This window comes from Streptococcus mitis (assembly GCF_946188585.1).
In the GTDB taxonomy this organism is placed as follows: Bacteria; Bacillota; Bacilli; order Lactobacillales; family Streptococcaceae; genus Streptococcus; species Streptococcus mitis_DG.
In genome coordinates this window covers 294,942-321,347 of sequence record NZ_CAMHVI010000002.1, presented here as the reverse complement: position 1 = coordinate 321,347, position 26,406 = coordinate 294,942, and the positions used below count along the sequence as shown (strand labels likewise).

The following is a 26,406-nucleotide window of genomic DNA, read 5'->3' as shown; positions in this document are numbered from 1 at the left end:
GAAAGGTAGAGAGAATATGGTTTTTCCTAGTGAACAAGAACAAATTGAAAAATTTGAAAAGGATCATGTAGCCCAGCATTATTTTGAGGTTTTGCGTACCTTGATTTCTAAGAAATCGGTCTTTGCCCAGCAGGTTGGACTTAAGGAAGTCGCAAATTATCTGGGTGAAATTTTCAAACGTGTTGGGGCTGAAGTGGAGATTGATGAGACTTATACGGCTCCCTTTGTCATGGCGCATTTCAAGAGTTCGCGTCCAGATGCCAAAACTTTGATTTTCTATAACCACTATGACACTGTGCCAGCGGATGGGGATCAGGTATGGACAGAGGATCCTTTTACTCTTTCGGTCCGTAATGGTTTTATGTATGGGCGTGGGGTTGATGACGACAAGGGTCATATCACAGCTCGTTTGAGTGCTTTGAGAAAATACATGCAGCATCATGATGACCTGCCTGTCAATATTAGTTTTATCATGGAGGGTGCGGAGGAATCCGCTTCGACAGACCTAGATAAGTATCTGGAAAAACATGCAGACAAACTCCGTGGGGCGGATTTGTTGGTCTGGGAACAAGGGACCAAAAATGCCTTGGAGCAGTTAGAAATTTCTGGTGGAAACAAGGGGATTGTGACCTTTGATGCCAAGGTGAAAAGCGCTGATGTGGATATCCATTCTAGTTATGGTGGGGTTGTGGAATCAGCTCCTTGGTACCTCCTTCAAGCCTTACAGTCTCTTCGTGCGGCAGATGGACGTATCTTGGTTGAAGGCTTGTATGAAGAAGTACAAGAGCCAAATGAACGGGAATTGTCCTTGGTGGATACCTACGCTCAACGAAATCCTGGGGAAATCAGCCAGATTTATGGTTTGGAATTGCCTCTCTTACAAGAGGATCGCGCAGCCTTCCTAAAACGTTTCTTTTTCGAGCCAGCCCTTAATATCGAAGGGATTCAGTCAGGCTACCAAGGGCAAGGGGTTAAAACGATTTTGCCAGCAGAAGCTAGTGCCAAGCTAGAGGTTCGTTTGGTTCCTGGCCTAGAACCGCATGATGTTCTGGAAAAAATTCGGAAACAGCTAGACAAAAATGGCTTTGATAAGGTAGAATTATACTATACCTTGGGAGAGATGAGCTATCGAAGCGATATGAGCGCGCCAGCCATTCTCAATGTAATCGAGTTGGCCAAGAAATTCTATCCACAGGGCGTTTCAGTCTTGCCGACTACAGCTGGGACAGGCCCTATGCATACGGTCTTTGATGCCTTAGAGGTGCCTATGGTAGCCTTCGGTTTAGGAAATGCCAATAGCCGAGACCACGGTGGAGATGAAAATGTGCGAATCGCCGATTATTACACCCATATTGAATTAGTAGAGGAGCTGATTAGAAGCTATGAGTAGAGATATTATCAAGTTAGATCAGATCGATGTGACTTTTCACCAAAAGAAGAGAACTATCACAGCGGTCAAGGATGTGACCATTCACATCCAAGAAGGGGATATCTACGGAATCGTTGGATATTCTGGAGCAGGGAAATCAACCCTTGTACGGGTGATTAACCTCTTGCAAAAACCATCTGCAGGGAAAATTACCATTGACGACGATGTGATTTTTGACGGCAAGGTGACCTTGACGGCAGAGCAGTTGCGTCGTAAACGTCAGGATATCGGAATGATTTTCCAGCATTTTAACCTCATGAGCCAAAAGACAGCAGAGGAGAATGTAGCCTTTGCCCTTAAGCACTCTGGACTCAGCAAGGAAGAAAAGAAGGCTAAAGTAGCTAAGTTGTTGGACTTGGTTGGCTTGGCGGATCGTGCTGAAAACTATCCTTCACAACTATCTGGAGGGCAAAAACAGCGTGTGGCCATTGCACGTGCCTTAGCCAATGACCCAAAAATCTTGATTTCAGATGAATCAACGTCTGCCCTTGACCCTAAGACGACCAAGCAGATTTTGGCCTTGTTGCAAGATTTGAACCAAAAATTAGGCTTGACTGTTGTCTTGATTACGCATGAAATGCAGATTGTCAAAGACATTGCCAACCGTGTGGCAGTTATGCAGGATGGGCATTTGATTGAAGAGGGCAGTGTCCTTGAAATCTTCTCAGACCCTAAACAACCTTTGACCCAGGACTTTATCTTAACAGCCACAGGTATTGATGAAGCCATGGTCAAGATTGAGAAGCAAGAAATCGTGGAACACTTGTCTGAAAACAGTCTCTTAGTGCAACTCAAGTACGCTGGAGCTTCAACAGACGAGCCACTTTTGAATGAATTGTACAAGTATTATCAAGTAACGGCTAATATCCTCTATGGAAATATCGAAATCCTCGATGGAACTCCTGTTGGAGAATTGGTGGTGGTCTTGTCAGGTGAAAAAGCAGCGTTGGCAGGTGCCCAAGAAGCCATTCGTCAAGCAGGCGTACAGCTAAAAGTATTGAAGGGAGGACAGTAAGATGGAATCATTGATTCAAACCTATTTACCAAATGTTTATAAAATGGGCTGGGCTGGTCAAGCAGGCTGGGGAACAGCCATCTACCTAACCCTTTATATGACAGTTCTTTCCTTCATCATCGGAGGTTTCTTGGGACTAGTAGCCGGTCTTTTCCTTGTCTTGACAGCGCCAGGCGGTGTTTTGGAAAATAAGGTTGTCTTCTGGATGTTGGATAAGATTACCTCTATTTTCCGTGCGGTGCCATTTATCATTCTCTTGGCAGTCTTGTCACCCTTCTCACACCTAATCGTAGGGACAAGTATCGGGCCAAATGCGGCTATCGTACCGCTATCTTTTGCAGTCTTTGCCTTCTTTGCCCGTCAGGTGCAGGTTGTCTTGGCTGAGCTAGATGGTGGTGTCATTGAGGCTGCTCAAGCGAGCGGGGCGACATTCTGGGATATCGTAGGTGTTTACCTATCAGAAGGTCTTCCAGATTTGATACGTGTGACGACTGTGACCTTGATTTCCCTTGTTGGTGAAACAGCTATGGCGGGAGCAGTTGGAGCTGGTGGTATCGGTAACGTAGCCATTGCCTATGGATTTAACCGCTACAATCACGATGTAACTATCTTGGCAACCATCATTATCATTTTGATTATCTTTGCAATCCAATTCTTGGGAGACTTCTTGACCAAGAAATTGAGCCATAAATAAAAAGAGCCGTGTGGCTCTTTTTTAGTAATCAGATTTTCTGCGCAAATTTTTTACTCAAGGCTTGTCCAATCAAGGCACCCATTAGGGCTCCGATGACAATACTTGCGATAAATAGAAGGACGGTTCCAGGATTTGGCGCGACCATGATACGGTCGATATATTCTTGGGATTTTCCTCTTGCTAGGAGGGTAGCCATATAGGCTTTGGGTGCAATCCACATAAGCAAGATTGGTCCTGTTGAGCTAAAGGCAAAGAGAATGAAAGAAAGGAAGTTTTTTGTTTGGTCCTTGTATTTTCCGAGGCTAGCTACTGCATCTGCTAGGAGGCCACATATAATTCCAGGAAGGAAGGCACCGGCACCGTGTTTAGTCCCCAAGAAAAAGAGAGCAATGACAAGGCCGATAGTGGTAATGGCTCCAAAACGCGGAACTTTTGCGATTAGAATCATATAGACGCTACCGCCGACAAGGGCAGTAAAGGCAGGCGCATAAAACATGTTTCCAGCTTGGTCAAAGAGATTGCCCAAAAGGACACCAATCCCCATGCAGAGGAAGTAAAGAACTGCAAAGAGCAGTGTAGTTAAGATAGATTTCTTCATGAATTGTCTCCTGATAATTTTTTCACAATTCTCATTGTACCATGGTTTAGCGGGATTGTAAATGGATACTAGAAGTTTTTGAAAACGCTTGAAATATGATATAATGGTTTCATAGTTATTTTTAGGGGGATATCATGGGGAGATTTTTAGACTTTGTCTTTAATCGTTTCTTTTTAGGGATGATTGCGACAGCCTTCTTTTGGCTATTAACATTGGCAGGAGGGATTATTCTTGGTCTAGCGCCGGCTAGTGCCACCTTGATGAGCTTGTATGCAGAACATGGTTATAGTTTTCGGAAATACAGTTTGAAGGAGGCGTGGTCTCTTTATAAGCAAAATTTCGTCTCAAGCAACCTGATTTTCTATAGCTTTTTAGGGGTGGATCTAGTTTTGGTCTATGGCCTGTATCTCTTGGTTCAATTGCCTCATCAGACTATTATTCATTTGATTGCGACATTTTTGAATGTTCTAGTAGTTGCCCTGCTCTTTTTGGCTTATACAGTATCTTTGAAACTACAAGTTTATTTTGATTTGTCCTATCGTAATAGTCTCAAACTATCCTTGATTGGCATCTTTATGAGCTTAGCGGCTGTGGCCAAGGTTCTTCTTGGAACAGTGCTACTTGTGGCAATTGGTTACTATATGCCTGCTCTTCTCTTCTTTGTAGGAATTGGGATGTGGCATTTCTTTATCAGTGATATGTTGGAACCGGTCTATGAAAGTATCCATGAAAAATTGGCGACAAAATAGAATGAAGCAGTTTTGGCTACATACGCTTCTGAGAACCTATAGTTCAGTTATGATCATTATTATTGCAAGTTTTGCAATCTTACTCTCATACGCTGATTGGGATTCACGGGAAAAGGAAGCTCAAAGAGTGGCCCAGCGTGTAACCACTCGAACAGTCGATGAGGTGGAGTATTATTATCGGGAGTCAGCCCAACTGGCGCAAGATTTAGTAGCCAATCAAGACCGGATACAAGGGGTTTATAAGTATTTTAGTCTATCAACATCTGAGTATTTTTATTGGCTGTTGGAGCATCAAGCGGCTTCTTCAACTTCTATTTCGCTGTATGAAAATATTGATGATCTTTATGTACAAAATGACTCTATAACGGGTGTTGCAATCGTCTTGCAGGATTTCAAAGATGTTTATGTTTCGACAAGAGATAAAAGAAGTGGACATGTCTTGCCTGCTGAGGCCTTTAAACCGGAGGCCAATAGCTTTGGGATACCTGTTCTAGACCCGGCAACGGATCAATCTATAGGAGTGATATACATCTCCTTGGATCCAGAAGTTTTATATCATGCCATTGACAATACTCGAGGTCATATCCCGATGGCTGTGACTGTGACGTCGCCTTTTGATACGGAGATTTTCCATATTGGTGAGAGGGTCAATAGGGAGCATGAGAACTGGTTTGTCGGCTTCACCTCTCATGGCTATCAGGTTCAGGTGGCAGTTCCCAAAAACTTTGTTTTGCAAGGAACAGTGACCAGCTCTGCTTTGATTGTGGGCTTGAGTCTGCTCTTTATAGTTATCCTCTATCTGACTTTGAGGCAGACCTTTGCCAACTATCAAAAGCAGGTAGTGGATTTGGTGGATTCCATTCAAGCTATTGCCCAAGGGGAGGAAGGCCTTCGCATCGATACTCTTGAAAAGGATCAGGAATTGCTCCTAATCGCAGAGACTACCAATGATATGTTGGATCGTTTGGAAAGGAATATCCATGATATTTATCAGCTAGAGCTTAGTCAAAAAGATGCCAATATGCGAGCCCTGCAGGCTCAAATCAATCCTCATTTTATGTATAATACGCTGGAGTTTTTGCGTATGTACGCAGTTATGCAGAGTCAAGATGAGTTGGCAGATATCATTTATGAGTTCAGTAGCCTGTTGCGTAACAATATTTCTGATGAAAGAGAGACTCTTCTCAAACAGGAATTAGAATTTTGCCGTAAATACAGCTATCTCTGCATGGTTCGTTATCCCAAGTCCATTGCCTATGGTTTCAAGATAGATCCAGAGTTAGAGAATATGAAGATTCCTAAGTTTACCTTGCAACCGCTGGTAGAAAACTATTTCGCCCATGGTGTTGACCACAGACGGACAGATAATGTGATTAGCATCAAGGCTCTTAAACAGGATGGTTTTGTGGAAATTTTGGTGGTCGATAACGGCCGTGGAATGCCGGCTGAAAAGCTGGCAAATCTCCGAGAAAAACTAAATCAGAGACATTTTGAACACCAAGCCAGCTATAGTGCAAAAAGGCAGTCTATCGGGATTGTCAATGTACATGAGCGTTTTGTGCTCTATTTTGGGGACCGCTATGCTATTACTATAGAATCTGCAGAGCAAGCAGGTGTTCAGTATCGTATTACAATTCAAGATGAGTAGAAAGGGAGAAAATGTATAAAGTATTATTAGTAGATGATGAGTACATGGTGACAGAAGGTCTGAAACGTTTGATTCCCTTTGATAAGTGGAATATGGAGGTCGTCGCAACAGCCAGCCATGCCGATGAAGCCCTAGAATATGTGCAGGAAAATCCAGTAGATGTGGTCATTTCCGATGTCAATATGCCCGACAAAACAGGACTTGACATGATTCGGGAGATGAAAGAAATCTTACCAGATGCTGCCTATATCCTGCTCTCAGGTTATCAGGAGTTTGATTATGTAAAAAGAGCAATGAATCTTAGTGTGGTGGATTATTTGGTCAAGCCTGTTGATAAGGTAGAGTTGGGAAATTTGCTGGAGAAGATTGCAGGTCAGCTCGGCGAGAGAGGAAAGAAAAGTCAGACCCTCAGTCAAGATTTAGACGAGGCTGGATTTGTTAGTTATCTAGGAGGTAAGGAGAATTGGTGGATAGGCCTATCCAAGGAAAAACAAGGCTCTTTCACCATTCCCTACTATGTATTGGGTCAAGACTGGCAGATTTTTATTTCTGACCAACCCCTAGATGGTTTAGTCGTTACTCCCTTTGAAGCACCTTATCAAGAACACTTTGAACGCTGGAAGCTGAATGCTGAGAAAGCCCTCTTTTACGGTTCTGTAAATCTAAAACAGTCTGAGAGTCTCTTTGCCTATTACGAACCGATTTATCGGGTTATCATTCAGGGGAATCTCAATCAAATCGTAGAAGAGTTGAACCTCTTGGAGAAGGTAGTTCTTGAAAATACACCCCGTGTTCCAATTACCAAGCAGCTTTTTATCCAGTTTGTCATGGATGTCTTTCATTTATTTGAACATCTCAAGGCTGATGATTTGACGGACATTGTCAAAACGATTCATGCTATTCAATCCTTCGATGAATTGGTTCCTTATATCAAGGAAACTCTGACTCGCTTCTTTGGGCAATATCGTATGAATGAAAATGTGGTCAGTGTGCTAGAAGTCATTGGGAGTGATTATCAGAAAGAACTTTCCCTTAAGGATATCAGTAAGGATCTTTTTATCAATCCTGTCTATCTGGGACAGTTGATTAAGCGTGAAACCAATTCGACCTTCGCAGAGTTACTAAATAAACAACGCATTAAGGCTGCCCAGCAACTCTTGCTTTCAACTAGTGACAGTATCGAAGATATTTGTTATGCGGTTGGTTACAGTAATGTTGGATATTTCTATAAAGTTTTCCGAAAATTGTGCGGAAAATCGCCAAAAGCCTACCGAAAACAGGTGGAAACCACACTATAATATTTGTATCCCTTTACAAAAAGTGCTATAATATCGATAATAATATCAGGAGGTTCTATTATGAAAAAGAAACCAATCTATCTATGGGTATTACTGATTTTTTCAGCCTTACTCTCAGCAATGTCACTATTTGGAATCATATCTCCAGTACCTACTGCGGAGGGTATGAACAATCTAGAAACATCAGCATCAGGTGTTAATGCTACTTATGCTAAGGAGCTCGTTGCTTACACCATTAAGGTATCGGAGCATGGTCATTCTATCTTCAACATTCTCTTGGTTGTCTTATCTGTTATTCTGGTGGTTGTGTCTTTGGTTTTCCTTGTTCGTAAAAACATCCAATTGGCTAACTACACTTATCTTGCTTATGTCTTCGTTGCCATCGTTGGTTCTATCTACAACTTTATCGGCGTTCAGGATGCGGTTTTACTTTTTACAGACCCTAACATCCGTATGGGAGCGGAGCTTGGTGCCAAAGGTTCTGCTATTTTTGGGATCGTACTCAATGTTATCTTCCTAGCAATTGTCTTCTATAAAATGTGGCGTCAGCAAAAAGAATTGACAGAAACTCAAGAAGAGGAAGAACTTGCCTAAGAGTTGACAAAGCATAACTATCAAGATACAATCTTGGTAGTTATTTTTTATGATTTAAAAAAAGGAGGAGAACATGAAAAAAGTTTCCTTGGTCTACATCAGTCTGAGCGGAAATACGGAGAGTTTTGTGACGCGCTTGAAAGACTATCTCCTGTCCCAGTACGAGGGAATTGAGGTTCAAAAGATTCATATCAAGGATTTGGTCAAAGAAGGCCAAGATTTCTATGAAATGGACCATCCCTATGTTGCTTTTTTGCCGACTTACCTAGAAGGTGGGAATGGCGTGGATAACGGAGATGTCGAGATTTTGACGACACCAGTGGGAGATTTTATCGCCTATGGTGACAATGCTAGTAAGTGTTTTGGTGTGGTTGGTTCAGGAAATCGTAACTTTAATAACCAATACTGCCTGACAGCCAAGCAATATAGTCAACGTTTTGGCTTCCCTGTATTGGCTGATTTTGAAATGCGAGGTATGCTGGGAGATATCAAACGTGTCGCAGCGATTATCGCAGATTTGTATGAGTTGGAAAGTTAAGCTGATAACAATTTTTTCTAGAATGGTATCAATTATTAGAAGAAAGAAGTTATTATACACTCCTTTATAGTAGAGATAAAAATTACCTATAAACTTTTATATAAATGTTACTTGATATGGTTGTAAGATAAAAATATACCCTAAAAAATCCGAGAAGCTTTCTTCTCGGATTTTGATTATTTCAATTGATCTGTAATGTCTTTTGATAGCAACATTCCCAGATGGTAAGTTTTATTGATATATGCAATGACATCATTGATGTTTTCAGTCGTTTGAATTTTCTCTTTGATATCAGTCCTAAATGTTTCATCCTTTAAAAGTTGTTCTTGGTAGAGTTTTTGCAGTCTCTCCTTCTCGTACTTATTAAGCAGAAAAAGGAAAACCAAGCTAATCACAACGAGGATATAAGCATATTGGCTCATAGAATATCTCCCTGTATGATAAAGAAGTAGTAGTGAGTAGATTGAATTAGTGAGGCGCCTAACCAAATCACCATAGTTACGACGTCATGTTCTCTAAATCGATTATATTTAGAGAATATGACTAGTGAAGCAGTTAGCTAGTCCGCATATAAGCGGCTAGCGTCTAACAATTAGGAACTTTAGTTCCAATAACTTTAAGATTACGACGTTTTAGGGCATAAATCAATCATATTTATGTCCTAAAACTAGTGAAGCGCCTAGCCAAATCTCTGATAGGATTTGGCGTTAGTTACTTAGATTGTTTTGCAATCAAGTAATTTAAAATATTACGACATGAACCAAACCAAATCGATATTATTTGGTTTGGTGAGTTAGTGAAGCGTTTAGGCAATTCGCCATATAGCGATTGCCGTCAAGAAACTAGGAACTTTAGTTCCAGTCTCTTGTAACGATTTACATCTTCTCTGGCGCTTCTACTCCAAGCAAGCGAAGGGCTTCTTTGAGAACGACTGCGGTTGCGTAGCTGAGGGCTAGACGGCTGTCGCGTTCTGGACTTTCATCCAAGATACGTGTATGTGCATAGTATTTGTTGAAGGCTTGAGCTAGGCTAATTGCAAATTTAGCAATGATAGAAGGTTCAAAGTTATCCGCCGCACGGTTGATAATACGTGGGAAGTCTTGGATGAGTTTGATGATTTCCCAACTTTCAGCGTCATTCAAGCTATAGTTGCCAGCTGTTTCTGGTTTGAAATCCGCTTTACGTAAGATAGATTGGATACGAGCGTAGGCGTATTGAACATAAGGTCCAGTTTCACCCTCGAAAGATACCATAGCCTCTAGGTCAAAGTCATATCCGTTTGTACGGTCAGTTTTGAGGTCATAGAATTTAATGGCTCCAACCCCAACAGCATGCGCTACCTGGTCTTTGTTTTCCAATTCCGGATTTTTAGCCTCGATTTGAGCCTTGGCGCGACTAACAGCCTCTGCAACAGTAGGTTCTAGCAAGATGACATTCCCTTTACGAGTAGAGAGTTTTTTTCCTTCTTTTGTAACTAAACCAAAAGGAACGTGAGTAATATCGTTACTCCAGTCGTAGCCCATCTCTTGCAAGACGGCTTTGAGCTGTTTAAAGTGGGCAGATTGTTCTTGGCCAACGACATAGATAGATTTGGCAAATTGGTATTCATTTTTACGGTAAAGGGCTGCAGCCAAGTCACGAGTGATATAGAGAGTTGCACCATCCGATTTCTTGATAAGGGCTGGATGTTCAATTCCATATTTCTCAAGATTCACAACTTGGGCACCTTCTGACTCAACAAGAAGGCCTTTTTCAGAAAGAATGTCTACGACTGCATCCATCTTATCGTTATAGAAGGCTTCTCCGTTATAGCTGTCAAATTCAACCTGCAATTCATTGTAAAGGCGGTTAAATTCCACTAAACTTTCATCACGGAACCATTGCCAAAGAGCGAGAGCTTCCTCATCTCCATCCTCCAGTTTACGGAACCATTCGCGTGCTTCTTCATCCAAGCTAGGATCTTTTTCAGCTTCAGCATTGATGCGAACGTAGAGTTTAAGAAGTTCATCGATTGGATGCGCTTTAACGGCTTCATCATTTCCCCATTTCTTGTAGGCAACGATCAACATTCCAAACTGTTTGCCCCAGTCTCCCAAATGGTTGACCTTGACCGTTTGATAGCCGATCTTTTGGAAAATATGTGACAAGCTATCTCCGATAACCGTTGAGCGCAGGTGACCAATAGAGAATGGTTTTGCGATATTAGGACTAGACATGTCGATAACGATATTTTCTTTCTTGCCAATGGTTTGGTCGGCATAGTGTTCTTTTTCAGTGATAACAGCTTGCAATACTTGAGCAGAAATGGCAGATTTATCAAGGAAAAAGTTGACGTAAGGTCCTGTTGCGACAACCTTTTCAAAGGCTTGGCTGTTAATTTTTTCAGCCAGTTCAGCAGCAATCATTTGTGGTGCTTTACGCTCGACTTTTGCAAGAGAAAAAGCAGGGAAAGCGATGTCTCCCATTTCTGAGTTTTTAGGGGTTTCCAGTAAATTTAAAATAGCCTCTTGGTCCAGGCTATCAATGACGCTAGCCAACTCGCTAGCAATCAATTCTTTTGTATTCATTAAGAGCTCCTTTTTGGACTTTTCTACTATTTTATCACAATTTTAAAGAAAGAAGAAAAAATTTTTGAAATCTCCTATTTTTTTGGTATAATATAGTTATAAAATTAGTTATAAATATGCATATAAGAGGATTTTATGAGAAAAAGAGATCGTCATCAGTTAATAAAAAAAATGATTACTGAGGAGAAATTAAGTACACAAAAAGAAATTCAAGATCGGTTGGAGGCGCACAATGTCTTTGTGACGCAGACAACCCTATCTCGAGATTTGCGTGAAATCGGCTTGACCAAGGTCAAGAAAAATGATATGGTGTATTATGTACTAGCAAATGAGACAGAAAAAATTGATTTGGTGGAGTTTTTGTCTCATCATTTAGAAGGCGTTGCAAGAGCAGAGTTTACCTTGGTGCTTCATACCAAATTAGGAGAAGCCTCTGTTTTGGCAAATATTGTAGATGCAAACAAGGATGAATGGATTTTAGGAACAGTTGCTGGTGCCAATACCTTATTGGTCATTTGTCGAGACCAGCACGTTGCCAAACTCATGGAAGATCGTTTGCTAGATTTGATGAAAGATAAGTAAGGTCTTGGGAGTTGCTCTCAAGACTTATTTTTGACAAGGAGATACGGAAAATGGCGACAGAAAAGCTATCACCCGGCATGCAACAGTATGTGGATATTAAAAAGCAATATCCAGATGCTTTTTTGCTCTTTCGGATGGGTGATTTTTATGAATTGTTTTATGAGGATGCGGTTAATGCTGCGCAGATTCTAGAAATTTCCTTAACGAGTCGTAACAAGAATGCGGACAATCCGATTCCTATGGCGGGGGTTCCCTATCATTCTGCCCAGCAGTATATCGATGTGTTGATTGAGCAGGGTTATAAGGTAGCCATTGCTGAACAGATGGAAGATCCTAAGCAAGCGGTTGGGGTTGTTAAACGAGAGGTTGTTCAGGTTATTACGCCAGGGACAGTAGTCGATAGCAGTAAGCCGGACAGTCAGAATAATTTTTTGGTTGCCATAGACCGCGAAGGCAATCAATTTGGCCTAGCTTATATGGACCTGGTGACGGGTGACTTTTATGTGACAGGTCTTTTGGATTTCACGCTGGTTTGTGGGGAAATCCGCAATCTCAAGGCGCGAGAAGTGGTGCTGGGTTATGACTTGTCTGAGGAAGAAGAACAAATCCTCAGTCGTCAGATGAATCTGGTACTTTCCTATGAAAAAGAAGGCTTTGAAGACCTTCATTTACTGGATTCACGATTGGCAGCTGTGGAGCTGGCGGCCTCTAGTAAGTTGCTTCAGTATGTCCATCGAACCCAGATGAGGGAATTGAACCACCTCAAACCTGTTATCCGTTATGAAATCAAAGATTTCTTGCAGATGGATTATGCGACCAAGGCTAGTCTGGATTTGGTTGAGAATGCCCGTTCAGGCAAGAAGCAAGGCAGTCTTTTCTGGCTTTTGGATGAAACCAAAACGGCTATGGGCATGCGCCTCTTGCGTTCTTGGATTCATCGTCCCTTGATTGATAAGGAGCGAATCGTCCAACGTCAAGAAGTGGTGCAGGTCTTTCTTGATCACTTCTTTGAGCGCAGTGATTTGACAGATAGCCTCAAGGGTGTTTATGACATCGAACGTTTGGCTAGTCGGGTTTCTTTTGGCAAGACCAATCCCAAGGATTTCTTGCAACTGGCGACTACCTTATCCAGTGTGCCACGGATTCGAGCGATTTTAGAAGGGATGGAGCAACCTGCTCTGGCTTATCTTATCGAACAATTGGATGGAATCCCTGAGTTGGAGAGCTTGATTAGTGCTGCCATTGCTCCTGAAGCTCCTCATGTGATTACAGATGGTGGGATTATCCGGACTGGTTTTGATGAGACTTTAGACAAGTACCGCCGAGTGCTCAGAGAAGGGACTAGCTGGATTGCTGAAATTGAGGCTAAGGAGCGAGAAAACTCTGGTATTAGCGCACTTAAGATTGTCTATAATAAAAAGGATGGCTACTATTTCCATGTGACCAATTCGCAACTGGGAAATGTGCCAGCCCATTTTTTCCGCAAGGCAACGCTGAAAAACTCAGAACGCTTTGGAACCGAAGAATTAGCCCGTATCGAGGGAGATATGTTGGAGGCGCGTGAGAAGTCAGCTAACCTAGAGTACGAAATTTTTATGCGTATTCGTGAAGAGGTTAGCAAGTACATCCAGCGTTTACAAGCTCTAGCCCAAGGAATTGCGACGGTTGATGTCTTGCAAAGTCTGGCGGTTGTGGCTGAAACCCAGCATTTGATTCGACCAGAGTTCGGAGAGGATTCGCGGATTGATATCCAGAAAGGGCGCCATGCTGTCGTTGAAAAGGTCATGGGGGCTCAGACCTATATTCCAAATACGATTCAGATGGCAGAAGATACCAGTATTCAACTGATTACAGGGCCAAACATGAGTGGTAAGTCAACCTACATGCGTCAGTTAGCCATGACGGCGGTTATGGCCCAGATGGGTTCCTATGTGCCAGCAGAAAGCGCCCATTTACCGATTTTTGATGCAATCTTTACCCGTATTGGAGCAGCAGATGACTTGGTTTCAGGTCAATCAACCTTTATGGTAGAGATGATGGAGGCCAACAATGCCATTTCGCATGCGACCAAGAACTCTCTCATTCTCTTTGATGAATTGGGACGGGGAACTGCAACTTATGATGGTATGGCTCTCGCTCAGTCTATCATCGAATACATCCATGAGCATATCGGAGCCAAGACCCTCTTTGCGACCCACTACCATGAGTTGACTAGTCTGGAGTCCAGCTTGGAACACTTGGTCAATGTCCACGTGGCAACCTTAGAGCAGGATGGGCAGGTTACCTTCCTTCACAAGATTGAACCAGGACCAGCCGATAAATCTTACGGTATCCATGTAGCCAAGATTGCTGGCTTACCAGCCGACCTTTTAGCAAGGGCGGATAAGATTTTGACTCAGCTAGAGAATCAAGGTACAGAAAGTCCTGCTCCCATGAGGCAAACAAGTGCTGTCACAGAACAGATTTTACTATTTGATACGGCAGAAGAGCATCCTATCCTAGAAGAATTAGCTAAACTAGATATTTATAATATGACACCTATGCAGGCTATGAATGTCTTGGTTGAGTTAAAACAAAAACTATAAAAATAATCCCACTCATGCATTTGTGAGTGGGATTATTGCTATTACTTTCTATGCTCCAAGAGTTGATTGATGTGGTCTACTTTTCTAGCTTCTCTTTTATAGGAAATGGTCCAAATGATGAGATAGACAATCGCAAACTCGATAATGAGCTGGAGATAGAAGATCCAGTGGAAGGGAAACCAACCAGCCAGAGTTGCTAGTGGGACAAAGCCAGCCAGCATAAGGAAGAAATGAGTCAGAGTGGCACGGAGCATGCTCCAGTCACGGCTGAATAATCGCTTGCCAAAGTTGAATAGAATACCAATGGCTGCCCAGATCAGTGTACAGTAGAGCAAGACCAAGGCACCGTGAACCTGATGTTGAAGCATGACTTGTCCGACTAGAGATTCAGGGCTAAGTGGGGCATAAGTACTCGGTGCATAAATGAGTGAAAAGATGATAGAGAGGATGAGGCCGATGAGGACACCAGCAGCTGCGTCGTGAAAGATTTGTTTTTTCATAGTTCTAATTTCTCCTTGATGGTTTTTAGGTAACGGCGTGAAGAGTAGGTGAAGCTTTCATTCTTCAAGAAAATTTCAACTAGACCGTTGGGGGTGAGCTTGAGGTGAGAGATGGAGTCGATATTGATGATTTCTGACTGGGAAATTTGGATAAAATTGCTTGGCAAGAGTTCAAGAACCTGATAGAGCCGTAAATCAACGCTGTATGTCTGAGATGCAGTTTCTGCTAGAACCTTTCGATTTTCTATATAGAAGCGCTGAATCTTGCCAATTTCAACTAGATAGACCTGATCTTCGATTTTCCCTTTTATTTTTTCTTTTTGATCCAGATTTTCTGCGAACTCGATGACTTTTTGGACTTTTTCGGTCTCTTGAGGTGCTTGGACAATCAGTTTTTCCTCCTCGTAAGACTCGCTAATCTGTAGTTCTACTTTCATAAATTTCTCTCCTTTTCAGTTATACAAGGTTGTGATCACTTCCTGTATATCTTTATTAAACACTATTTTATAGCCTATGGCAAGGGACTTTGTCTATGTGGGAGGATTTGGCTTCTATATGGTGGAGCTTTTCTGTCCTGTCTGAAATATGGTATAATAGCACTATCAATTTCTAGGAAAACAGATACAGAAAGGGGCTGAAAGATGTCTCATATTATTGAATTACCAGAGGTGCTGGCAAACCAGATTGCGGCTGGAGAGGTTATCGAGCGTCCAGCTAGCGTTGTTAAGGAGCTGGTAGAAAATGCCATTGACGCGGGTTCTAGTCAGATTATCATTGAGATTGAGGAAGCTGGTCTCAAGAAGATTCAAATCACAGATAATGGTCATGGAATTGCCCACGATGAGGTGGAGTTAGCCCTTCGTCGTCATGCGACCAGTAAGATAAAAAATCAAGCGGATCTTTTTCGGATTCGTACTTTGGGTTTTCGTGGTGAAGCCCTGCCCTCTATCGCATCCGTCAGCGTTTTAACTCTTTTGACAGCAGTTGAGGGCGCAAGTCACGGGACCAAGCTGGTCGCGCGTGGGGGAGAAGTAGAGGAAATCATCCCAGCGACCAGTCCTGTGGGAACCAAGGTTTGTGTGGAGGACCTTTTTTTCAACACGCCTGCCCGCCTCAAGTATATGAAGAGCCAGCAAGCAGAGTTGTCTCATATCATTGATATTGTCAACCGTCTGGGTTTGGCCCATCCTGAGATTTCTTTTAGTTTGATTAGTGATGGTAAGGAAATGACACGAACAGCGGGAACAGGTCAATTGCGCCAAGCTATCGCAGGGATTTACGGTTTGGTGAGTGCCAAGAAGATGATTGAAATTGAGAATTCTGACCTTGATTTCGAAATTTCTGGCTTTGTGTCCTTGCCTGAGTTAACTCGGGCCAATCGCAATTATATCAGCCTCTTTATCAACGGCCGTTATATCAAGAACTTCTTGCTCAACCGTGCTATTTTGGATGGTTATGGTAGCAAGCTTATGGTGGGGCGTTTTCCACTGGCTGTCATTCACATCCATATCGACCCTTATCTAGCGGATGTCAATGTGCATCCGACCAAGCAAGAGGTGCGGATATCCAAGGAAAAAGAACTGATGGCGCTGGTCTCAGAAGCCATTTCCAAGAGTTTAAAGGAGCAGAGTTTGATTCCAGATGCCTTGGAAAATCTTGCCAAATCTACCGTGCGCAATCGTGAGAAGGTGGAGCAAACCATTCTCCCACTCAAAGAAAATACGCTCTACTATGAGAAAACTGAGAAAACTGAGCCGACAAGACCTAGTCAAGCTGAAGTAGCTGATTATCAGGTAGAATTGACTGAGGAAGGGCAGGATTTGACTTTATTTGCTAAGGAAACCTTGGACCAGCTGACTAAGCCAGCAAAACTGCATTTTGCAGAGAGAAAGCCTGTTAATTACGACCAGCTAGACCATCCAGAGCTAGACCTTGCGAGTCTTGATAAGGCTTATGACAAGCTGGAGCGAGAAGAATCATCAAGCTTCCCAGAGTTGGAATTTTTCGGGCAAATGCACGGGACTTATCTCTTTGCCCAGGGGCGAGATGGACTTTACATCATAGACCAGCACGCCGCCCAGGAACGGGTCAAGTATGAGGAATATCGTGAAAGCATTGGCGATGTTGACCAAAGTCAACAACAACTCCTAGTGCCCTACATCTTTGAATTTCCAGCGGATGATGCCCTTCGTCTCAAGGAAAGAATGCCTCTTTTGGAGGAAGTGGGTGTCTTCCTAGCAGAGTACGGAGAAAATCAATTTATCCTGCGTGAACATCCTATTTGGATGGCAGAAGAAGAAATTGAGTCAGGCATCTATGAAATGTGCGATATGCTCCTTTTGACCAAGGAAGTTTCTATCAAGAAATACCGGGCAGAGTTGGCTATTATGATGTCCTGCAAACGGTCTATCAAGGCTAACCATCGTATCGATGACCATTCAGCTAGACAGCTTCTTTATCAGCTTTCTCAATGTGACAATCCCTATAACTGTCCTCACGGACGTCCTGTTTTGGTGCATTTTACCAAGTCGGATATGGAAAAGATGTTCAGACGCATTCAGGAAAATCACACTAGCCTCCGTGAGTTGGGGAAATATTAAACGAATACTCTTCGAAAATCTCTTCAAACTAGGTCAGCTCTATCTGCAATATCAAAGCTGTGCTTTGAGAAACCTGCGGCTAGCTTTCTAGTTTGCTTTTGATTTTCATTGAGCATAAAAGGAAAACTATGTACGAATATTTAAAAGGAATCATTACTAAAATCACTGCCAAATACATTGTTCTTGAAGTCAACGGTATCGGTTATATTTTGCATGTAGCTAATCCCTATGCCTACTCAGGGCAGGTCAATCAAGAAGCTCAAATTTATGTGCATCAGGTCGTGCGTGAGGATGCTCAGCTGCTTTATGGATTTCGTTCAGAGGACGAGAAAAAGCTCTTTCTCAGTCTGATTTCGGTCTCTGGGATTGGTCCGGTGTCAGCTCTTGCTATTATCGCTGCCGATGACAATGCTGGCTTGGTTCAAGCCATCGAAACCAAGAACATTACCTACTTGACCAAGTTTCCTAAAATTGGTAAGAAAACAGCCCAGCAGATGGTGCTGGACTTGGAAGGCAAGGTAGTAGTTGCAGGAGATGACCTTCCTGCTAAGGTGGCAGTTCAAGCAAGTGCTGAAAACCAAGAATTGGAAGAAGCTATGGAAGCCATGCTGGCACTGGGCTACAAGGCAACTGAACTCAAGAAAATCAAGAAATTCTTTGAAGGAACGACAGATACAGCTGAGAACTATATCAAGTCGGCTCTTAAAATGTTGGTCAAATAGGAGCGGAGCATGACAAAACGTTGTTCGTGGGTCAAGATGACCAATCCGCTCTACATCGCCTATCATGATGAGGAGTGGGGCCAGCCCCTCCATGATGACCAGGCATTGTTTGAGTTATTGTGCATGGAAACCTATCAGGCAGGCCTGTCTTGGGAAACGGTACTAAACAAACGCCAAGCTTTCCGAGAAGCCTTTCATGGCTATCAAATTCAAGCGGTCGCGGAAATGACTGATACCGAATTGGAAGCCTTGCTGGAGAATCCAGCTATCATCCGAAATAGAGCCAAGATTTTTGCGACACGCGCTAACGCTCAAGCCTTTCTACGACTACAGGAAGAGTATGGCTCTTTTGATGCCTATCTTTGGTCTTTTGTTGAGGGGAAAACGATCGTTAACGATGTTCCCGATTATCGCCAAGCCCCAGCTAAAACCGTTTTGTCTGAGAAATTAGCCAAAGATCTCAAAAAACGAGGCTTCAAGTTCACAGGCCCAGTCGCCGTCTTGTCTTTTCTACAGGCAGCAGGCCTGGTTGATGACCACGAGAATGATTGTGAATGGAAAAGCGGGAATTAGTGAGTGTAGGTAACTAGAATATCTGAGAATATAGAAAAAAGCTGAGAAATTTATCTCAGCTTTTTATACATACTAGTATATTTGTTAGAGTGAAGTCAAAAAAGTGATTCCACCTAAAATAACACCAGCTGAATTTGGAATGATTAGTATCCAATCCTTCTTAGGTTCCTTTGTCCATCCATAAATAACCCAGATTAAGCAAGATATAGCAGCTGATAAAGGTTGAAATGGTTGAGCTTTATTTCCCTGTAAATTAGCGATAATTTGAGGTATGTAGGCAATAAATACTATAATTCCAATAAAGGCACCAATAGAACCTACGATTCGATTAATTTTTTGTTTTGTCATATACACCTCCTTCAAAAGGATATCATAGAAATTAGCGAAATGCAATAAATTCAGATACAAATTGTAACGAAAACGAATACAAAAGCACAAAAATAGAGAAACTATTTATTTTTTGTTATAGTCAAAGCGAATGATTTGCTCCTTTGCATCTACATAGGCGTGAACTCCGAAGGGTACAATTGCTCTTGGAGTTGCGTGGCCGACATTTAGATTATAGATAATCGGGATATTGCTGTCAATAATATCCAATAGTGCCTCTTTATAGTCGTCATAGAAAGTTTCATCCATAGGTTTTCCGACCAAGAGTCCATTGATGACCTCGAATATGCCAGTGTCCTTTAAAGTCCGCAACATCTTTTTGAAGTCTTCTGGTTCAGGCTTTTCTTCGCTTGTCTCTAGCAAGAGGATCTTTCCTTCCCAGTCTGACAAGTCAGGGAAAAGTTTGTATTTTTGGCAGAGCTCCGTGCTATCTGCGTATCGAGAGTTGTCAAAGATATCGTAGAGGGATTCGAGGCAACCACCGAGGATTTTTCCCTCGAACCGGGCATTTCCTTGCAACAGCTCAAAACCAGTATTTGCATGACTGATACGAGGTGTTCCCAGAGCCTTGGGACTAAAATCAGTTCGTTCCTCATACCAAACATTGCTAGGGCGGATTTCTGAGATTCTTCCCGTCTCAATCAATTCTTTAAAGTAGTGAAGGCTATAGGCTAGCATTTCTTTGTCTAATTCACAAATGTCTGCTAAGAAGGATTGACCATAAAAAGTCTTGATTCCTAGTTTATGCAACATGAGGTGGTTCATGGTTGTATCCGAGAAGCCAAGAAATATTTTTTGGTTGATAACCTTTTGTAGTTGGTCATTTTCAAAAAGATAAGGTAGTAAGCGATAGGTATCGTCTCCACCGATGGCGCATAGGATTATGTCGATGCTATCATCAGAAAAGGCCTGCATCAAATCCTCTGCACGAGCTTCAGGATGGTCCTTGATAAAGTCTAATCCTTTTTGCGAATGGAGCAAAAAGGTAGGATTGAGTCCCAGGTTCTTGAGACGTTGGACCCCCAAGTCCACTTCGTGTTTGACAAAGTCCTCTCCGATAATGCCACTAGATAAACTAACAACACCAATAGTAGAAACCATATTTCTTCCTCCTAGAAATTGATTGAGCCTATTTTATCATAAAAGATGGGAGAAAACTATAGGGAAAAGGGTAGAGGGAAGCTTGTAGGCAAGCAAGTGAAAAAGCAACCGCTGGTGCAGTTGCTTTTCGTTTTCTAATCAGTAATCTCGCTAGATATGAGTTACTTGGTCAACTCTTGATTATAGGAGAGAGCCAAATCAATCCAGTAAGGCAATTCTTTTTGGCCTTCTATATCTAAGTCTATATACCCATGATAAAGGCGCCCCCTCATCAATGTAGTATGAGCTCCTGTTCGGGGTAGAACTTGCTTCTCCATTTCCTTGCCAATTCTGACCATAACCAGTTCATCCTTTCTGGAACTGACAGTAAGGACCATTTTACCACGAATCATAAAGGCCAGGCCACCAAACAGCTTCTTTTCTTCTAGCTCTTCTTCGAAAATTTGGGGAGGAAGTTTGAGCGCTAGAATTTTTCGAATCTGCTGAGCTAAAGATTGACTATATGCCATAGCTCTTTCCTTTTCTTAGTAACGTGTTGGTCCTGCACTTGCGCTGCGGATGTTCAAGCGTTTCTTTAGATAGAAGCGAAGGGCTAGGAGGGCTGCTCCGATAATAGCTAGTGGTAATGGAGCAAGTACTGGGTTAAGGCTAGCTGGTAGGAAGTTTGTCGCAAAGAAGACAAGCAACCAAAGGAGCATAGAAGCTAGGATAACCAGTACAGATTTCCAGAAAGGTGGACGTTGACTGCGGTCCATATCTGGTCCATAGTATTGGTAAACAAAGTAGTACATCAAGTAGAAGGCAAATCCACCAACAAGTCCAACTAGCAGGAGAGTGACAAGTCCATAGCCGAAAGCTTGATCTGCTGCAAAGAAAGTTGTGAGGGCGCTGACGAGGGCAAAGAGGCTAGTGATGAAAAGAGCTGAGTCCATAATCATGAGTTTTGGATCATCATTTTCCTTTGGATGCTCTTTTTCATATTGCTCCTTGACAGTGAAGCTGTGCGCCCAGTGGGTCGGTGCACCGTAGAGGGAACGAGCAGTCGTACCCTTGGCTTGCTCTTCAAGGATTTGGGGAATAACTTCCTCAAAAATAGCCTTGATTTCAGCGTCTGTTTTCCCATCTTTGATGAATTGTTGGGTAGCGATGTGGACAAACTCTTGGTTTTTCTTGGTTAATTTTTGTAGATCAATCTGAGACATAGGAACTCCTCTTAGAACCATTTTTTATGGATGAGATAGAGAGTGAGCGAGACACTCATAGCAAAGGCGATAAAGACGATTAACCAGAAGGCATTTGGCTCTCCGTTTAGGGGGATTTCATTATCCTTAAAGTTCATCCCGTAGGCAGAAAAGACCATGGTTGGGATGGACATGACGATGGTCACAAGGGCCAAGGTTTTCATGATGTTGTTCTGGTTGTTAGAAATGATAGAGGCGAAGGTCTCTGTCATAGAATGTAAGACGTTTCCATAAATGTCTGCCATCTCGATGGCCTGTTGGGTTTCAATCAGGGTATCTTCAAGCAGGTCTTCGTCCTCAAGGTATTTCTTGATATTGCTGGTTGAGCTGGTCAATTTCTTAATCACGCGCTCATTTGTTTTGAGGGAGGCCTTGAAATAGACGATGGTTTTTTCTAATTCCATGAGCTCAATCAATTCTTCATTACGAGTTGATTGATGCAGTTGACTTTCGATCTGTTCACTCTTACGGTCAATCGAACGAAGGGCTGTTAGGTAAAGCTCTGCATTGCGATAAAGAATCTGAAAGATAAAACGCGAACGCATGAAAGTGTAGAAATTACGCAAACGACGGTTGATAAAGACATCAAGGACCGGTAATGGTTCCAAACAAGTAGTGATAATGGTTTCCTCTGTGATAATAATACCAAGCGGGATGGTTACGTAGTAGGTGCGGTTATTTCTTTCTTCTGTGACCGGCACGTCAACGATAATCAGGGTGTACTCGTCTTCAATCGTAATACGAGACATTTCTTCCGCATCGAGCGGTGCTCGAAGGTCGGCAATATCGATATCGAAGGCGTTAGCGATTTCGAGTGATTCATTTTGAGTCGGATTGACGAGATTGATCCAAGTACCCGGTTCAAGTGTATCGATCTCTTTAAATTCAGTTGTTGTAGAGAGAAAAACTTGTTTCATATCCCTTATCCTTTCTCATTTTTCAGATTTTTTCACACCGTACTATTATACTACAAAATCGGCCTTTTGGGTAATAGAATCTCACTTTTTTTGGTATAATGGTAAGCAATAATGGACTAGAAAGAACAAAAATGCAAGATAAAATTGTCATTCATGGGGCGCGTGCCCATAATTTAAAAAATATTGATGTGGAGATTCCACGAGACAAGCTAGTTGTTGTGACTGGTTTGTCAGGTTCAGGGAAATCCAGTCTGGCCTTTGATACCCTCTATGCGGAGGGACAACGTCGCTATGTGGAGAGTTTGTCAGCCTATGCTCGTCAGTTCTTGGGGAATATGGAGAAGCCTGATGTAGATGCTATTGATGGTCTCAGCCCAGCTATTTCTATCGACCAGAAAACGACTAGTAAAAACCCTCGCTCGACGGTTGGAACCACGACTGAAATCAATGACTATCTGCGTCTCCTCTACGCACGTGTGGGGACGCCTTACTGTATCAACGGGCATGGAGCTATCAAGGCTTCTTCTGTGGAGCAAATCGTGGATAAGGTTTTAGAATTGCCTGAACGCCAGCGCTTGCAGATTTTGGCCCCTGTCATCCGCAAGAAAAAAGGCCAACATAAGAGTGTTATCGAGAAGGTTCAGAAAGATGGGTATGTTCGTGTCCGTGTGGATGGTGAAGTCTATGATGTAACCGAAGTGCCAGAGTTGTCTAAGAGTAAGCAACACAATATCGATGTCGTGGTTGACCGTATTGTCATCAAGGAGGGCATTCGTAGTCGTCTCTTTGATTCCATTGAGGCTGCCCTTCGTATTGCAGAAGGTTATGTCATTATCGACACTATGGACGACTCTGAGTTGTTGTTTTCTGAGCATTATGCCTGTCCAGTTTGTGGCTTTACTGTTCCAGAGTTAGAGCCTCGTCTCTTCTCTTTCAATGCTCCTTTTGGCTCTTGTAGTGAGTGTGACGGTTTGGGCATCAAGCTGGAGGTGGATACTGATTTGGTAGTACCAGATGCCAGCAAAACCTTACGTGAGGGAGCCTTGGCTCCGTGGAATCCTATCTCATCCAACTACTATCCAAACATGCTAGAGCAGGCTATGACAGCCTTTGGAGTGGATATGGATAAGCCTTTTGAGGACTTGTCAGAAGAAGATAAGAACTTGATTCTCTACGGCTCAGATGGTAAGGAATTCCATTTCCACTATGAGAATGAATTTGGTGGTGTGCGCGATATCGACATTCCTTTTGAGGGAGTTGTCAATAATATCAAGCGTCGCTACCATGAAACCAATAGTGACTACACGCGCACCCAAATGCGCCTCTACATGAATGAGCTGACTTGCGGAACCTGTCACGGCTATCGTCTCAATGACCAGGCCTTGTCTGTCCGTGTGGGTGGCGAGAACGGGCTACATATCGGAGAAATTTCAGACCTGTCTATCGCAGATCACTTGGAATTAGTCAGTCAGTTGACTCTTTCTGAAAATGAAGCCATCATTGCTCGGCCCATTCTCAAGGAAATCAAGGACCGTTTGACTTTCCTTAATAACGTGGGTCTTAACTATCTGACCCTGTCACGTTCGGCAGGAACTCTTTCAGGTGGGGAAAGTCAGCGTATTCGCTTGGCGACCCAGATTGGTTCTAACCTATCAGGTGTTCTTTATATTCTAGACGAGCCGTCAATCGGTCTTCACCAGAGGGATAATGACCGTCTGATTGCCAGTCTCAAAAAGATGCGTGACTTGGGCAATACTCTTATCGTGGTGGAACATGACGAAGATACCATGCGTGAGGCTGATTATCTGATTGACGTTGGTCCTGGTGCGGGTGTTTTTGGTGGGGAGATTGTTGCGGCAGGTACGCCCAAACAGGTAGCTCGTAACAGTAAGTCTATCACAGGCCAGTACTTGTCAGGCAAACGTGCCATTCCAGTACCAGAAGAACGCCGTGTTGGTAATGGTCGTTTTATCGAGGTGACGGGAGCGCGTGAGAACAACCTGCAAAATGTCACAGCTCGCTTCCCACTAGGAAAATTCATCGCAGTGACAGGGGTGTCGGGCTCAGGGAAATCGACCCTAATCAATAGCATTCTCAAAAAAGCTATTGCCCAGAAGCTCAACCGCAATTCAGACAAACCTGGTAAGTTTAAAACGATTACAGGGATTGAGCATGTAGACCGCTTGATTGATATTGATCAGAGCCCTATCGGACGAACGCCGAGGTCTAACCCTGCTACCTATACGGGAGTTTTTGACGATATACGTGACCTCTTTGCCCAGACAAATGAGGCTAAGATTCGTGGTTACAAAAAGGGACGTTTCAGTTTCAATGTCAAGGGTGGTCGTTGTGAAGCCTGCTCAGGTGACGGGATTATCAAGATTGAGATGCACTTCTTGCCAGATGTTTACGTGGCTTGTGAAGTCTGCCACGGGACTCGCTACAATAGTGAAACCCTAGAAGTTCATTACAAGGAAAAGAATATCTCGCAGGTCTTGGACATGACTGTCAATGATGCGGTGGAATTTTTCCAACACATTCCGAAAATTCAACGCAAACTTCAGACCATCAAGGATGTAGGGCTAGGCTATGTGACGCTAGGTCAACCAGCTACCACTCTTTCTGGGGGAGAAGCCCAGCGTATGAAGCTGGCTAGCGAACTCCACAAACGCTCGACAGGCAAGTCATTCTATATTCTGGATGAACCGACGACAGGACTCCATACAGAGGATATCGCTCGCTTGCTCAAGGTTTTAGCTCGCTTTGTTGACGATGGCAATACAGTCCTTGTTATCGAGCACAATTTAGACGTTATCAAGACAGCAGACCATATTATTGACTTGGGACCTGAGGGCGGTGTCGGTGGTGGAACCATCATCGCAACAGGAACTCCAGAAGAAGTAGCGGCCAATGAAGCCAGCTACACAGGACAGTATTTGAAAGGAAAGTTACATCATGAATAAACGTGTACAAGCATTTCTAGCTAAAATGCAAGAAAAAGAACTAGATGGCATCATCATCAATAACCTTAAAAACGTCTATTACCTTACTGGTTTTTGGGGCTCAAACGGAACAGTCTTTATCAGCCGTGACCGTCAGGTCTTGGTGACAGACTCTCGCTATATCATTGCAGCTAAGCAAGAAACCAGTGGGTTTGAGATTGTGGCAGACCGTGATGAATTGGCTGTCATTGCAGGAATTGTCAAGGACATGGGCTTGTCTCGTATCGGTTTTGAAGATGAGATTTCAGTGTCTTATTATCACCGTATGCAGGCAACCTTTGAAGGAATTGACTTGCTTCCACAAACTCAGTTTGTCGAAGGTCTTCGAATGATTAAGGACGAGGCAGAGATTGCAGCTATTCGCAAGGCTTGTTCTATCTCAGACCAAGCTTTCCGCGATGCGCTTGACTTTATCAAACCAGGAAAGACTGAGATTGAGATTGCCAACTTCCTTGACTTCCGTATGCGTGAGTTGGGAGCATCTGGCTTGTCTTTTGATACGATTCTAGCTAGTGGTATCAACTCTTCCAAACCTCATGCTCATCCTATGCACAAACCAGTGGAGCTGGGAGAAGCCATTACTATGGACTTCGGTTGCCTTTATGACCACTATGTCAGTGATATGACACGGACTATCTATCTGGGGCATGTCAGCGACGAGCAGGCGGAGATTTACAATACGGTTTTGAAAGCCAACCAAGCCTTGATTGACCAGGCTAAGGCAGGATTAGGTTTCCGAGACTTTGACAAAATCCCTCGTGATATTATTATCGAGGCGGGCTATGGCGACTACTTTACCCACGGTATTGGACACGGTATTGGGCTGGATATTCATGAGGAACCTTACTTTAGCCAAACTTCTACAGAAATTATTAAGGCAGGTATGGCCTTAACCGATGAACCAGGTATCTATATAGAAGGCAAATACGGTGTTCGTATCGAGGATGATATCTTGATTACAGAGACCGGTTGTGAATTGTTGACCCTAGCTCCAAAAGAGTTGATAGTTATCTAAGAGTTAAACAACTCAAATGATTGACTTTTAAATTTTAAAGGTTTATACTGA

25 protein-coding genes are annotated in these 26,406 nt (G+C 42.9%); 15 read left to right on the top strand and 10 right to left on the bottom strand.

Going from position 1 to position 26,406, the window contains the following annotated elements; genetic code table 11:
- Window positions 1-16 precede the first annotated feature (16 nt).
- Genes N8M66_RS04175 through N8M66_RS04165 form a run of 3 tightly spaced genes read left to right on the top strand, consistent with a single transcriptional unit; the run spans window position 17 to window position 3,138 of the window.
- On the top strand, window positions 17-1,390 hold the full coding sequence (locus N8M66_RS04175; RefSeq protein ID WP_049543144.1) for a M20 family metallopeptidase: 1,374 nt from the start codon (window positions 17-19) through the stop codon (window positions 1,388-1,390).
- Window positions 1,383-2,444, top strand: coding sequence for a methionine ABC transporter ATP-binding protein (locus N8M66_RS04170; protein ID WP_261045792.1), 1,062 nt, complete (start codon window positions 1,383-1,385; stop codon window positions 2,442-2,444). Before N8M66_RS04175 ends, N8M66_RS04170 begins: the two co-directional genes overlap by 8 nt.
- Before the next feature lies 1 nt (window position 2,445).
- Window positions 2,446-3,138 carry a methionine ABC transporter permease gene (locus N8M66_RS04165; protein WP_261045790.1) on the top strand — a complete coding sequence of 231 codons (693 nt, stop codon included), beginning with the start codon at window positions 2,446-2,448 and terminating at the stop codon, window positions 3,136-3,138.
- A gap of 28 nt (window positions 3,139-3,166) precedes the next feature.
- On the opposite strand, the gene N8M66_RS04160 is transcribed toward N8M66_RS04165, so the two are convergent.
- On the bottom strand, window positions 3,167-3,736 hold the full coding sequence (locus tag N8M66_RS04160; protein WP_261045789.1) for an MptD family putative ECF transporter S component: 570 nt from the start codon (window positions 3,734-3,736) through the stop codon (window positions 3,167-3,169).
- 134 nt (window positions 3,737-3,870) lie between these two features.
- Between N8M66_RS04160 and N8M66_RS04155 the strand changes: the two genes are divergently transcribed.
- From N8M66_RS04155 to nrdI, 5 genes are all read left to right on the top strand, one after another.
- The gene (locus N8M66_RS04155) at window positions 3,871-4,485 is read left to right on the top strand and encodes a YesL family protein (RefSeq protein WP_261045787.1); all 615 of its coding nucleotides are present in this window, start codon (window positions 3,871-3,873) and stop codon (window positions 4,483-4,485) included.
- Complete coding sequence (locus tag N8M66_RS04150) at window positions 4,463-6,133, top strand: sensor histidine kinase (RefSeq protein ID WP_314725942.1); 1,671 nt, start codon at window positions 4,463-4,465, stop codon at window positions 6,131-6,133. Before N8M66_RS04155 ends, N8M66_RS04150 begins: the two co-directional genes overlap by 23 nt.
- Window positions 6,134-6,144: 11 nt before the next feature.
- Window positions 6,145-7,431, top strand: coding sequence for a response regulator transcription factor (locus tag N8M66_RS04145; RefSeq protein WP_261045785.1), 1,287 nt, complete (start codon window positions 6,145-6,147; stop codon window positions 7,429-7,431).
- 60 nt (window positions 7,432-7,491) lie between these two features.
- Complete coding sequence (locus tag N8M66_RS04140; protein ID WP_049487383.1) at window positions 7,492-8,025, top strand: hypothetical protein; 534 nt, start codon at window positions 7,492-7,494, stop codon at window positions 8,023-8,025.
- A gap of 73 nt (window positions 8,026-8,098) precedes the next feature.
- The gene (gene nrdI / locus N8M66_RS04135) at window positions 8,099-8,563 is read left to right on the top strand and encodes a class Ib ribonucleoside-diphosphate reductase assembly flavoprotein NrdI (RefSeq protein WP_020901834.1); all 465 of its coding nucleotides are present in this window, start codon (window positions 8,099-8,101) and stop codon (window positions 8,561-8,563) included.
- A 176-nt stretch (window positions 8,564-8,739) separates the two neighbouring features.
- Here the strand turns inward: nrdI and N8M66_RS04130 are convergent, their stop codons facing one another.
- Both N8M66_RS04130 and argS read right to left on the bottom strand, forming a co-directional pair.
- On the bottom strand, window positions 8,740-8,985 hold the full coding sequence (locus N8M66_RS04130; protein ID WP_049544515.1) for a hypothetical protein: 246 nt from the start codon (window positions 8,983-8,985) through the stop codon (window positions 8,740-8,742).
- Between the two features lie 453 nt (window positions 8,986-9,438).
- Window positions 9,439-11,130 carry an arginine--tRNA ligase gene (gene argS / locus N8M66_RS04125; protein WP_261045783.1) on the bottom strand — a complete coding sequence of 564 codons (1,692 nt, stop codon included), beginning with the start codon at window positions 11,128-11,130 and terminating at the stop codon, window positions 9,439-9,441.
- A gap of 135 nt (window positions 11,131-11,265) precedes the next feature.
- Between argS and argR the strand changes: the two genes are divergently transcribed.
- Window positions 11,266-11,712, top strand: a complete 447-nt coding sequence (argR, locus tag N8M66_RS04120) for an arginine repressor (RefSeq protein ID WP_001231476.1) — start codon at window positions 11,266-11,268, stop codon at window positions 11,710-11,712.
- A 50-nt stretch (window positions 11,713-11,762) separates the two neighbouring features.
- Window positions 11,763-14,297: a DNA mismatch repair protein MutS gene (gene mutS, locus N8M66_RS04115; protein WP_261045781.1), complete on the top strand. Its 2,535-nt coding sequence runs from the start codon at window positions 11,763-11,765 to the stop codon at window positions 14,295-14,297.
- A gap of 41 nt (window positions 14,298-14,338) precedes the next feature.
- Here mutS and N8M66_RS04110 read toward each other — a convergent pair whose 3' ends face one another.
- Both N8M66_RS04110 and N8M66_RS04105 read right to left on the bottom strand, forming a co-directional pair.
- Entirely contained in the window at window positions 14,339-14,797 is a 459-nt protein-coding gene (locus N8M66_RS04110; protein WP_201058509.1) for a DUF3021 domain-containing protein, read from the bottom strand.
- Window positions 14,794-15,234, bottom strand: coding sequence for a LytTR family DNA-binding domain-containing protein (locus N8M66_RS04105; RefSeq protein WP_201058508.1), 441 nt, complete (start codon window positions 15,232-15,234; stop codon window positions 14,794-14,796). The genes N8M66_RS04110 and N8M66_RS04105 overlap by 4 nt, the downstream gene beginning before the upstream one ends.
- Window positions 15,235-15,438: 204 nt before the next feature.
- On the opposite strand from N8M66_RS04105, the gene mutL reads away from it, so the two are divergent.
- From mutL to N8M66_RS04090, 3 genes are all read left to right on the top strand, one after another.
- A complete protein-coding gene (mutL, locus tag N8M66_RS04100; RefSeq protein ID WP_261045780.1) occupies window positions 15,439-17,397 on the top strand; it encodes a DNA mismatch repair endonuclease MutL in 1,959 nt (652 codons plus the stop codon).
- A 128-nt stretch (window positions 17,398-17,525) separates the two neighbouring features.
- On the top strand, window positions 17,526-18,119 hold the full coding sequence (gene ruvA / locus N8M66_RS04095) for a Holliday junction branch migration protein RuvA (protein ID WP_084862868.1): 594 nt from the start codon (window positions 17,526-17,528) through the stop codon (window positions 18,117-18,119).
- Between the two features lie 9 nt (window positions 18,120-18,128).
- The gene (locus N8M66_RS04090) at window positions 18,129-18,692 is read left to right on the top strand and encodes a DNA-3-methyladenine glycosylase I (protein ID WP_261045779.1); all 564 of its coding nucleotides are present in this window, start codon (window positions 18,129-18,131) and stop codon (window positions 18,690-18,692) included.
- An 84-nt stretch (window positions 18,693-18,776) separates the two neighbouring features.
- Here the strand turns inward: N8M66_RS04090 and N8M66_RS04085 are convergent, their stop codons facing one another.
- The 5 genes from N8M66_RS04085 to N8M66_RS04065 all read right to left on the bottom strand — a co-directional run bounded on the left by N8M66_RS04085 (window position 18,777) and on the right by N8M66_RS04065 (window position 22,338).
- Window positions 18,777-19,040: a SemiSWEET family transporter gene (locus N8M66_RS04085; RefSeq protein ID WP_000166114.1), complete on the bottom strand. Its 264-nt coding sequence runs from the start codon at window positions 19,038-19,040 to the stop codon at window positions 18,777-18,779.
- 105 nt (window positions 19,041-19,145) lie between these two features.
- Window positions 19,146-20,180, bottom strand: a complete 1,035-nt coding sequence (locus N8M66_RS04080; RefSeq protein WP_261045778.1) for a S66 family peptidase — start codon at window positions 20,178-20,180, stop codon at window positions 19,146-19,148.
- Between the two features lie 161 nt (window positions 20,181-20,341).
- Window positions 20,342-20,689 carry a hypothetical protein gene (locus N8M66_RS04075; RefSeq protein WP_000331824.1) on the bottom strand — a complete coding sequence of 116 codons (348 nt, stop codon included), beginning with the start codon at window positions 20,687-20,689 and terminating at the stop codon, window positions 20,342-20,344.
- Window positions 20,690-20,704: 15 nt separating this feature from the next.
- The gene (locus N8M66_RS04070; RefSeq protein WP_261045777.1) at window positions 20,705-21,382 is read right to left on the bottom strand and encodes a DUF1129 domain-containing protein; all 678 of its coding nucleotides are present in this window, start codon (window positions 21,380-21,382) and stop codon (window positions 20,705-20,707) included.
- 11 nt (window positions 21,383-21,393) lie between these two features.
- Window positions 21,394-22,338 carry a magnesium transporter CorA family protein gene (locus tag N8M66_RS04065; protein ID WP_000815623.1) on the bottom strand — a complete coding sequence of 315 codons (945 nt, stop codon included), beginning with the start codon at window positions 22,336-22,338 and terminating at the stop codon, window positions 21,394-21,396.
- Window positions 22,339-22,469: 131 nt separating this feature from the next.
- Here N8M66_RS04065 and uvrA point away from each other — a divergent pair, with 131 nt between their 5' ends.
- On the top strand, window positions 22,470-25,301 hold the full coding sequence (gene uvrA / locus N8M66_RS04060) for an excinuclease ABC subunit UvrA (protein WP_261045776.1): 2,832 nt from the start codon (window positions 22,470-22,472) through the stop codon (window positions 25,299-25,301).
- On the top strand, window positions 25,294-26,355 hold the full coding sequence (locus tag N8M66_RS04055; protein WP_001042845.1) for a M24 family metallopeptidase: 1,062 nt from the start codon (window positions 25,294-25,296) through the stop codon (window positions 26,353-26,355). The genes uvrA and N8M66_RS04055 overlap by 8 nt, the downstream gene beginning before the upstream one ends.
- Window positions 26,356-26,406 lie beyond the last annotated feature (51 nt).